At 58.8% G+C, this 9,362-nt stretch carries 6 protein-coding genes and 4 pseudogenes; 6 read left to right on the forward strand and 4 right to left on the reverse strand.

Annotated elements, in window-relative coordinates; all coding sequences use genetic code 11:
- Positions 1–73: 73 nt before the first annotated feature.
- The 3 genes and pseudogenes from JKL46_RS33340 to JKL46_RS36100 all read right to left on the reverse strand — a co-directional run.
- A pseudogene (locus JKL46_RS33340) lies at positions 74–717 on the reverse strand (IS110 family transposase); the annotation flags it as partial.
- A gap of 316 nt (positions 718–1,033) precedes the next feature.
- Positions 1,034–1,951: a polysaccharide deacetylase family protein gene (locus JKL46_RS33345; RefSeq protein WP_201842670.1), complete on the reverse strand. Its 918-nt coding sequence runs from the start codon at positions 1,949–1,951 to the stop codon at positions 1,034–1,036.
- A 120-nt stretch (positions 1,952–2,071) separates the two neighbouring features.
- Positions 2,072–2,779, reverse strand: a complete 708-nt coding sequence (locus tag JKL46_RS36100; protein WP_246529709.1) for an aspartate/glutamate racemase family protein — start codon at positions 2,777–2,779, stop codon at positions 2,072–2,074.
- 460 nt (positions 2,780–3,239) lie between these two features.
- Here JKL46_RS36100 and JKL46_RS33355 point away from each other — a divergent pair.
- The 3 genes and pseudogenes from JKL46_RS33355 (at position 3,240) to JKL46_RS36105 (ending at position 4,692) form a co-directional block, all read left to right on the forward strand.
- A protein-coding gene (locus JKL46_RS33355) for an IS630 family transposase (RefSeq protein ID WP_246529710.1) occupies positions 3,240–4,197 on the forward strand; the annotation gives its coding sequence in 2 pieces (ribosomal slippage) (positions 3,240–3,590 and positions 3,592–4,197; 957 coding nt in all).
- 62 nt (positions 4,198–4,259) lie between these two features.
- Positions 4,260–4,418 (forward strand): annotated as a pseudogene (locus JKL46_RS33360) (NAD(P)(+) transhydrogenase (Re/Si-specific) subunit beta); the annotation flags it as partial.
- Between the two features lie 142 nt (positions 4,419–4,560).
- Positions 4,561–4,692, forward strand: a complete 132-nt coding sequence (locus JKL46_RS36105; protein WP_246529711.1) for a transposase — start codon at positions 4,561–4,563, stop codon at positions 4,690–4,692.
- Between the two features lie 415 nt (positions 4,693–5,107).
- Here the strand turns inward: JKL46_RS36105 and JKL46_RS33370 are convergent, their stop codons facing one another.
- On the reverse strand, positions 5,108–6,340 hold the full coding sequence (locus JKL46_RS33370) for an IS110 family RNA-guided transposase (RefSeq protein ID WP_201842672.1): 1,233 nt from the start codon (positions 6,338–6,340) through the stop codon (positions 5,108–5,110).
- A gap of 249 nt (positions 6,341–6,589) precedes the next feature.
- Here JKL46_RS33370 and JKL46_RS33375 point away from each other — a divergent pair.
- The 3 genes and pseudogenes from JKL46_RS33375 to JKL46_RS33385 all read left to right on the forward strand — a co-directional run.
- Positions 6,590–6,796: pseudogene (locus JKL46_RS33375) on the forward strand (DDE-type integrase/transposase/recombinase); the annotation flags it as partial.
- Positions 6,797–7,294: 498 nt separating this feature from the next.
- A complete protein-coding gene (locus JKL46_RS33380) occupies positions 7,295–8,098 on the forward strand; it encodes an N-formylglutamate amidohydrolase (protein WP_201842674.1) in 804 nt (267 codons plus the stop codon).
- Between the two features lie 345 nt (positions 8,099–8,443).
- Positions 8,444–9,163: pseudogene (locus tag JKL46_RS33385) on the forward strand (IS5 family transposase).
- Positions 9,164–9,362 lie beyond the last annotated feature (199 nt).

A 9,362-nucleotide genomic window follows, 5' to 3' on the forward strand; every position in this document is an offset into this window, starting at 1 on the left:
TCGTAAAACGGGTCTTCGGCATGGAGATCCTCCTGCTTCATCAGAAGCTCTCCATTTTTTCGAAGCAAGACCAGACCTCGTCGTTTCGGGCAAGCGCCAGCATGGCCCGATGCAGCCGGGCGAACTCCGTCTGAAGAGCTTCTCGGGCCCGCAACATGGCCTCGGCAATCCTCTCCAGCATCGCATGACCAGCCGTAAGGGTGCGCACACGAGCCGCGAACTGGCCCTTGCTGATCTCGCCCACCTTCAGGCCGAAGCCGCGCAAGAGACCACGTGACACCACGCAGGCTGAGCTCAACATCGCGCATCTTGGCCTGCAGCTGCTTGCGAGCCATAAGCAGGGCCCGCACTTCCTGCGCCGGCGGCGACTTGCAGTGGACGGGGCGGAACCAGCCCATGCGCAGCAACTGGGCGATGCCGCGAGCGTCGCGGCGGTCGGTCTTGACGATCATGGCCGAGAGTGCCGCCTTCACATGCCGGGTCCTCCAACAGCACGACTTCGAACCCGGCCTGCACAAGTCCCGCATGCAGCCACTGCGATAGGGGACCAGCCTCCAGGCCGACGCGGGTGAGCGGCAGGTTCAGGCCGGCGAGGAAGGTGGCAAGCGCCTCAGGCTCGCTGGCGACCTTCGCCTCGCGGACGATCTGCCCGGAGGCATCGAGGATGCAGACGCTGCTGAGTTCCAAAGACACGTCAATTCCGGCATAGTAGTCCATGGCTGTCCCTCATGATGCTTGGGGCCGATCTGCTCGGACCCCGTTTCAACACCATCACTGTGAGGGACAGCCACCCCGCTCCGCTAGCTCGTGAGCGGCAGGCCCATTACGGCATCTAGACCTACAACACGAGACGGCAGCGCGTGCTCAGGAGCGTCTCCACCGAGCAGGCGGTGCGAAGTCGCTTGGCCTCTGAGCCCAAACTGGCGAACTCGCGCTTCAAGTCGCCCGATTCACACGCCCTGCCTGAAGCCCTTCAGGTCGTCACTGCCGCCGAGGAGGTCTTGCATCCGGGCAGCTAATTCCCAAAGTACACTCACAGATTCATGTAATCTTTCAGCGCAGGAATGGGGCTAACACAATAGGGTAGCTTGTCAATTCTTGGCTTCCAGTGCCCGGACTGAATTACTGAATTGACGTGAGCTGCGATGTCGCCCATCGAAGCGAACCAAACATCGCCCTTGTCTTGCATATACCGAATAAGCGGCTCTAGCGCAGCACATCGTGCCAATCTACCGCTGACTGGTGGATGCCACACGCACATCCACATCCCACCATACTCCCACGCCGCGTCAAACTCAGCTTTGAATATCTCGATGGCACGGACAGGCGCCAAGACTTGCATACGGTAGTCGAAGTCTTGCCAACTCATATAGTACTTCCAGTCATCAACCCCATGTAAGCAAGGTATTTCAATTATCTTCCCGCGCTCATTCGACAGAACATACGGTATATCGTCCCCAAAGAGCGACGAATCGTACTCGAACCCCTCCTGCATAAGGAGGTCGATCGTATTGCGGGACACACCGTTAGAGGCGACATTCGGCGTACGATAGCCAAGCGGCTTGCGCCCAGTTGCCTCCTTGATTATTTCGATACCCCTGCAAAGAATATCAAGTTCCTGCTGACGCGACATACGGTTGTTGTCGTGGTGAAGGTATCCATGATGTGCGATCTCATGGGAGTTCTTTAGCATTAACTCGATTGCTGCCGGATAATTTTCGATCGTCCAGCCCGGAACAAAGAACGTAAGAGGTATTGTATACCTTCCAAATAGATCGATAATCCTCGGAATAGCAATTTCGGGGTCGTAGCGCATAAGAGAAAGAGTAGCTACATGGTTGTCAGCACTATCGGGATAGTTGACATGAACAGTTGCGTCAGCATCTACATCCCACGTGAAGGCGACAGCACACCGTGCGCCATTTGGCCAGGGAATCGGGTTCTTTATCATATCCAAGTTCCTGTGGGGTTAGATGTGGTGAAACGCCTGTAGGACTGCAGCTGAGCGGGTACCACCATAGGTCTGCTCATCCGCGGCGCAGCGGCGCTTCCGCAACCTGTATCCACGCCCTCATACGACAGACGCGAACGTCATCCGGCAAAGGGTCGTGATGTCGTAGACGGGCAGCCCTGTTATGCGGCGGATCGCTGGCGCAACCAACGGAAATGCCGTGCATTCAAACAGGATAACCGCGATCTCCGGGTGGGCGGCGCGGAGCCGCGCGACACAGGCAGCGACATCCGCTTCAATATCAGCTACATCGGTTGGCAGTGGAGGGAGCTTCAGCTCATTATGCCACAGCTTGCCGCCTTCGATGCCGCCGACAACCACCCTCCCCCGTTCGACCGGATCGTCCACCCCGAGCAGATCTTCCTTGCAATACGTCGAATCGGCAGTCACGACTGCAAGCTTTGCGGCCGGCGGCAACTGACGGAGCAACATTGGCACCAGGAGCAGGCTGGACATCACAACAGGGACTCGCACCGACGTGGCCACTGCCGCCTGATGCCGGATAAAGAAGCCGCAGTTTGAGCTTATAGTAACGGCGCCTCGCTCAACCAAACGCTTGGCAGCCGCTATGCAGGCCGGCTCAAGTGCTGGGTCGCCGTGGATTACATTTTCTGCGTAAGCTCCATCGACGGTCTCCCATATAGTTGGGAAGTCGAAGGTAGCCGAACTCCGCATCGTGCCAGGCAACGGCGTCGGCGGCGTGGCGCCGGGCGGCAGCCCGCGGTCGAGGAGTAGAATACCGAGCGAGCGCGGCGTCGTGAATGCCATTTGGAACTCCGAAACGAAAGTGTGTCAGCCACAGCAGGTGTTTGAGAGAAGAGAGTGCTCCGTGGGCGGCTATGCAATCCTAACCACCGATGCCGCCAGCGCTGGTGACGGTCAATGGACTCAAACTGGACCTGCACATTGACGCCGATCACAGGTACAATCCGTCAGCAGCGTGGCCCCGTCAAATGTGCTTTTTAGATTTCAGCCATCTAGAATCGCGATGAACTTTTCTAACTTCTCGCCATAAATTGACTTCTCTTGTCCTTCCATTCTAAAATGAAACTCGGCATCGCTGGCCAATCTTTCAATTTCCCAGCACAGCATCGCAAAACGAATGCGGTCCCTTTCCTCGTTGACAAGAGGCCACGTCAGGCCACTAGAGCATCGGACCGGAAATAGGACTCTTCGGCTTCTGCAGGAGCTGGAGTTGTGATTCACTCCTTCGGACGGGAGGTGGATCATGGGTCACTGCTATTCTCTCGATCTTCGGGTGTGGGTCGCGGCCTTCGTTGAGGCGGGCCATTCCTGCCCCGCCGCAGCCCAGCACTTCGGCGTCAGCGACAGTTTCGCCATCAAGCTGGTGCGGCGAACGCGGCACCTCGGCTCGCCGGCGCCGGATCGCCAGGGCCGTCCGCCGGGACGCGGCAAGCTGGTGGCTTATGAGAGCTTCCTGGTCCGGACGGTCGAAGCCGAGCCCGCTATCACCATGCCCGAACTGGCCGCAAGGCTGCTGAAGGAATACGGGATCGTCGCGGCCCCCGCGATGCTCTCGCGCTTCCTGTGCCGGCGCGGCTTCACCTATAAAAAAACACCTGATGGCGGCGGAGTGCGCACGCGCCGACGTGCATGACGAGCGCCGCATCTGGACCAGTCAGCGTCGGGCCCGCATGCGCCAGCAGCCGCACCGGCTGGTCTTTCTCGATGAGACTTACGTCGACACCAAGATGACGCGCCTGCGTGGGCGCTCCCGTAAGGGCCAGCGCCTGCGCGTGAGCGCTCCCTTCGGGCATTGGAAAACCCACACCTTTCTCGCCGGGCTGCGCTGTCATGAGCTGAGCGCGCCCTGGATCATTGATGGCCCGATCACCCGCGCGGCGTTCGACGTTTACATCGAGACGCAGTTGGCGCCGACGCTGCGCCAAGGCGACGTGGTGATCCTCGACAATCTGGCTGTTCATAAGAGCGAGAAAGCCGCGCAGTGTCTGAAGCGACGCGGCGCCTGGTTCCTTTTCCTGCCGCCCTACAGTCCAGACCTCAATCCAATTGAGCAAGCCTTCGCCAAAATTAAAGCATACCTGCGCAAAGCCGAGGCCCGCACCTTTGAGGCGCTCTTGCAAGCGCTCGGTAGCATCTGCAACCTGTTCGAGCCGCAGGAGTGCTGGAACTACCTCAAGGCCGCAGGGTATGCGTCCGATTAAGCGTCCGATGCTCTAGCCCGCCGCCCTCCCAGATCGCGCGCCGGATGCTCGGGGTGGCGGCAAACCCGGCGGCGCAGGAGGACCCGAACAGCCCGATTCCCGGCATGCCGGTGCTGGAGGTGTGGAAGGCCAAGCTGTTGCTCGTGTCAAAGCGCAGGCAGGGGACCGGCTACTCCGGCGTTGAGAACCTGCTATTCTACAAAGAGAACACTCGTATATTCAAGCCCGGAAAGTTGCATAGCCCTTGGATTACATATGGGGGCAGGTCCAATGTCTGCCTCAAAACATACTTCAAGGTGGACCAACTAAATGGGGGTGGATCAAGATCTCCCGATACCATTCAACCCCAAACCACTCTAGCATATGAACGAGACATACCTTCGGGTGGAAGGTCAGTGGGCCAATCTTTACCGTGCCGGCGAGGCTCGCGGGCAGACCATGGATTTTCTGCTCTCGCCCAGACGAGATGCCGCAGCCGTAAGACGCTTCTTCTAGAAGGAGCTAATGCGGCCTCATACGGCTAATCCGCGAACCACCACGGTCGACAAGAATGCCGCTTATCCAACTGCACCGAAAGCAATGAAGCGGGGTGGAGAACTCTGGTGCTTTTTGACTCCGCCAGGTCAAATGCCTGACGGATGTATAAGGTATTTTCGACATCGGTGGGAGCATTCTTCTTATCGTCTGTTGGTCTGAGGCAGGCGCTGTCCACGTGTTGACCGGCAGAAACTAGGTTTGAGCGCGGCATCGTGTGACGAGAGGCTCGCCGGTCTACCTGGGCGATGAGAGTGCGTACGGTACTCGCCCCTACCGGCGAGTGGATCGGCAGGGCTGCTTCTACTATATTGAACGGGCTCGGGTGACCCCAGAGCGAAGAGCAGGGCGTGAGGTTGCAACCCTGCCGCGCAGCTTAGGATCGTCGCACCTCATTGGCGGCACCCGAGCACCCTTTCGGTGATCGCCGTTTCCAGCTGGCCACAAACCGCCGGTAGGCTTCTTCGGCCTCACCGACCATCTCTCGCTCCGCTCCACGCACCGCCTTCTTGCTATACCCGGCAGTGGATCCTTTTTGCCTGCCACCACTGTGCGATGGATACCCCGCTGCCAGTTCCAGGTGTCGCAATTTCCACTGCAGCAGCGCCGGCCGGCTCCAGGTGTAGTCCTCATCCTTGCTCAGCATATGCCAAACGATCACCGCCAGCTTGCGCGCCGTTGCCACGGCCGCCACCGACTTGCCGCGTTTGTTCCTGATGCGGATGAAGAAGGCCCGCAGAGGGCCTGGTACGCCGGCGATCACCCAGCCCGCCTCGACCAGCATCGATTGGGCATGAGCACGCCTCTGTTTGCTGGTGCGTCCATGATAGGCGGGTTTACCGCCCGGCTGCCGCACCTTTGGATTGAGACCGAAGTAGCTCACAAGCTTTTGCGGCGAGGAGAAGCGTTTAATGTCGCCGATTGCTGCCAGGACACCCATCGCCACTGTGGCATTCACCCCTGTGATCGTCATCAACCGCCTGACCTGCGGACCGTCGAGCGCCTTCTGGGCGAGGCTCTTGTCGAGCTCAGCGAGTTCAGCGCCAAGCCGATCCAGCTCACCGGCATGACGCAGGAGCACCCGGCGCTGATCCTCGGCGAGCGGGAGGGCCGCCAACCAGGCCCTCCCGCGTTTCGAGAACAGGCTGCCTGGATAGGGCGGGATCAGGTGAGCATGCAGAACCGCATGGATCCGGTTCTTGAGCCGGGTCATCTGTGCGACCAGCTGGGTGCGTTCTGCCGAGACACGGCGGCGGGCCTCGGTCTCCTCGTCCGGCATCCAGACTTCGGGCAGGAAGCCGCTCGCATGCAGCTTCGCCAAGACCCGGGCGTCGATCTTGTCGGTCTTGACCTTGGCCCAGGCGATCGCCCGCACCAGGTTGAGATTGGCAATCACCACGCGCGCCACGAAGGGCGACAGCAGGCGCACGATGGCACTGGTGTTGCCGGTGGCCTCCAGGACGACCTCGTCGTCAGGTTTTAAGGACTTGGCAAAGTGCAGCAGGCGGCTGCGTTCGAGATCGACCTTGCCGGCATCCCGGATAACTCCCTTCTCCAGGACCGCCATTTGGGCAAAGGACCGATGAACATCGAGAGCAATGATCCTCATCTCCGGCTCCTGTTGGGTTGCACAACCTCGGGAGTCAGCGGGCCACACGACACCTACGGATCCGCGCTCGCAGCGCCCCCGGGCCCGTCGAAGGGGATGCCAGATAACAACACGAGCTTGCAGCTCAGAGGTACTTCCGGCCCGCCCACCTTACGTGCTCTCGACACCCCTATCCCGGTGCGCCGAGGATACCTGTTCCGTCAGCCTTCAGAAACCTGAATAGGGGTGCCGCGCCTATTCATGCCTGATAACAACATCGTCGAGCAGGACGATCGGCACATCAAGCGATTGGTCAGGCCCTGGCTGGGCTTCAAGAGCTTTGTGACAGCCTCACGGACGATTGCGGACTTTAAGGTCATGACGATGATCCGCAAGGGCCAGGTGGCGAACGCACCAGCGAACGACATGCAAGCTCAGACCGACTTAATTGCTAATTTGTTCCGCACGGCCGTTTGAACTAGACGCCTGTGCGGGCGGCGCCTGAGCTAGCGCCAGCCTTGCGGCGGAGCTGGATTACTCGACGACCAGTGAAATCGAGTGTTCGCAGTCCTACAAACGAGCATCTCGAAATGTGATGTGACAAGCGGTGAAATTATATTGGTCGTATCACTGTGGGACTCGATATAAACCGTCGGTCTCTTGGTTGCGAACTACCGGACCCTGCGGGGCGTCCTGGGCGACTGGCAAGATAAGGATGAACTGCCTGCCGGAGGGCATCTGTTGAGGCAAAAGGCGGAAAATTCGGACCGATTGGGTGGGACAAACTTGGTATAGGAAACCTGTCTCGCTCGCTTGGGGAAACTCTTGAGGCTCTTGGAACCGGCGATGTCGCGAGCACGTGGCTAGGCCCGCACTTCACCGAAGCATATCTGATGTACAAGATCCGCGAAGTCTGGAAGACGGCAGAGAATTTCTTTGATGAACTTATCCACTTCTATGCAGAGGTATAATAAGATGACGGCGACGCTCAAGACGGAGACACTACTTGGCCCCGACGACCCGCTTCCTGTAGGTATTCGCAACGGAGAATTTGCGTCGGAATTCATCATTACCTGTGAACATGCAGGCAACGCCGTGCCCAAGTCGCTGAAGGGACTTGGGCTAGATTCGGCAGAACTCAACCGACACATAGCTATCGACATAGGGATCCTTGGTGTTTCCGAGTGGGTGTCTGATCTTCTTCAAGCACCGCTCGTTTACCAGCGGTATTCGCGCCTTGTCGCCGAATGTAACAGGGCACTCACTGACGAAGATCTATTCGCCGTTGTCTCAGACGGTACTGTTATCCCCGGCAACAGGAATATCAGCGAAGTGGACCGGCGGCAGCGCATCGAAGAAATCATAATGCCGTACCAAAACGAGGTCACTCGCCGCCTAGACGAACAGCAGACAGGCGGCCGACATACCACGCTATTCGTTTCGATGCATAGCTTTACACCATCACTTCGATCGCGGCCAAGCGAGAGACCTTGGCATGTGGGATTATGCGTAGGTGTCGATGACCGATTTACCAGACATGTATTTGCTGCACTGCAAGCGGATAACAGTATCTTAGTAGGGTTCAACGAGCCATATGATGTTGACATGATCCGCGAATATTCTATCCCAGTTCATGCTGAAAGGCGCGGTCTCCCTTACGTGCAATTTGAGATCCGGCAAGACCTTATCGCCGACCAATCTGGGCAGAAGGAATGGGCTAGGCGAGTCGCACAAGCTTTAGAGCGCGCCAGAGCAACATTTTTAAGCGAGATGTCTTAGCGCTTCTTCCATACTCACTTGAGCTCTAAATCCCGAAGGAGGCAGGCTATGAGAGACGTCCACGTCCACCTCATCAGAGCCTATTCGGGTCGCAATCTGTTCACTTCCATGCTGCACAGGGCAGGCAGCGGGTTAGGTGTGCGATGGTACTAAGGCCTGCGAAGGCAGGGGCCTCAAGGCGCTGAAGTGTGACGGCAGCGCCTTCCCGAACTTAGAGTCTATCCCGGTAGGCAATCATTGCGGCAATCCCATATGGACAGGATGATCAGGAAGATTGGATTGGAGAAGGTGCGTCGGCGCGTCCGGAATGACGGCTGGCGCTTGCCAGACGCGGTCTGGGCAAAGATGGAGCCGCTGCTGCCACCCCGCCTGCAGCACCCGCTGGGCTGCCATAACCCGCGGGTGCCCGAAACCGGGCGGCGATGGATACGAACTTCTTCGTGCTGCGGACCGGATGTCAGTGGAATGCGCTGCGGGAGACTGGGATTTGCTCGTCCTCCTCGGCCCATCGACGGCTTCAGGAATGGGCAGCGGCCGGGGTCTTTGTGGCGTTCTGGCGCGAGGGGCTGCTGGCTTACGACGCTCTGCAAGGGATCGATTGGACTTGGCTGGCACTGGACGGGGCGATGGGTAAGGCGCCGCTGGATGGGGGAAAACCGGGCGCACTCCCACTGACAGAGGCAAGCGCAGGGTCAAACGCTCGCTGTTGACCGACGGCCGTGGCATCACGCTGGGAGCCGTGATCGACGGGCCAACCGCAACGACCATCAGCTGATGCTCCCGACGCTGGCGTCCATCTCTGTGCGACGGCCCACACCGACCCGCCGCCGTCCACAGCATCTGTGTCTCGACAAGGGCTTCGACTATGACGAGCCGCGCACCTTGGCTGAGGAATTCAGGTTCACCCAGCACCTACGCCATCGAGGCGAGGAAGCGTAGGCCAAGCGTCACGCAGATGGCAAAGCACGGCGCTGGGTGGTAGAGCGCATACACTCCTGGCTTCACTGCTTCCGCTCGATCTTGATCCACTGGGCCAAAAAGCCTGCCAACTACTTTGTGAAGTAGCCCCCGAATAGACCGGACACGATCTCCCACCTCGCTAAGAGATAGGATTAGTGTTGGTGCTATGACTGGTTCTTCCCCGAAGATAGAGGTCCTTGACGGACCGCAACGCCGTCGCCACTGGATGGATTTGCTTCGCTTAAGTGGAGAGCGGCTTTGTAGCTATCCGGCCAGCCTTTCGAACTGAACCGGACTGACATAG

This window comes from Microvirga zambiensis WSM3693 (genome assembly GCF_016735695.1).
In the GTDB taxonomy this organism is placed as follows: domain Bacteria; phylum Pseudomonadota; class Alphaproteobacteria; order Rhizobiales; family Beijerinckiaceae; genus Microvirga; species Microvirga zambiensis.

Coding starts and splice junctions, on each gene's coding strand:
- JKL46_RS36105 (WP_246529711.1), top strand. CDS start 4,561: ATGAACGAGACATACCTTCGGGTGGAAGGTCAGTGGGCCAATCTTTAC.
- JKL46_RS33345 (WP_201842670.1), bottom strand. CDS start 1,951: ATGATAAAGAACCCGATTCCCTGGCCAAATGGCGCACGGTGTGCTGTC.
- JKL46_RS33370 (WP_201842672.1), bottom strand. CDS start 6,340: ATGAGGATCATTGCTCTCGATGTTCATCGGTCCTTTGCCCAAATGGCG.
- JKL46_RS36100 (WP_246529709.1), bottom strand. CDS start 2,779: ATGGCATTCACGACGCCGCGCTCGCTCGGTATTCTACTCCTCGACCGC.
- JKL46_RS33380 (WP_201842674.1), top strand. CDS start 7,295: ATGACGGCGACGCTCAAGACGGAGACACTACTTGGCCCCGACGACCCG.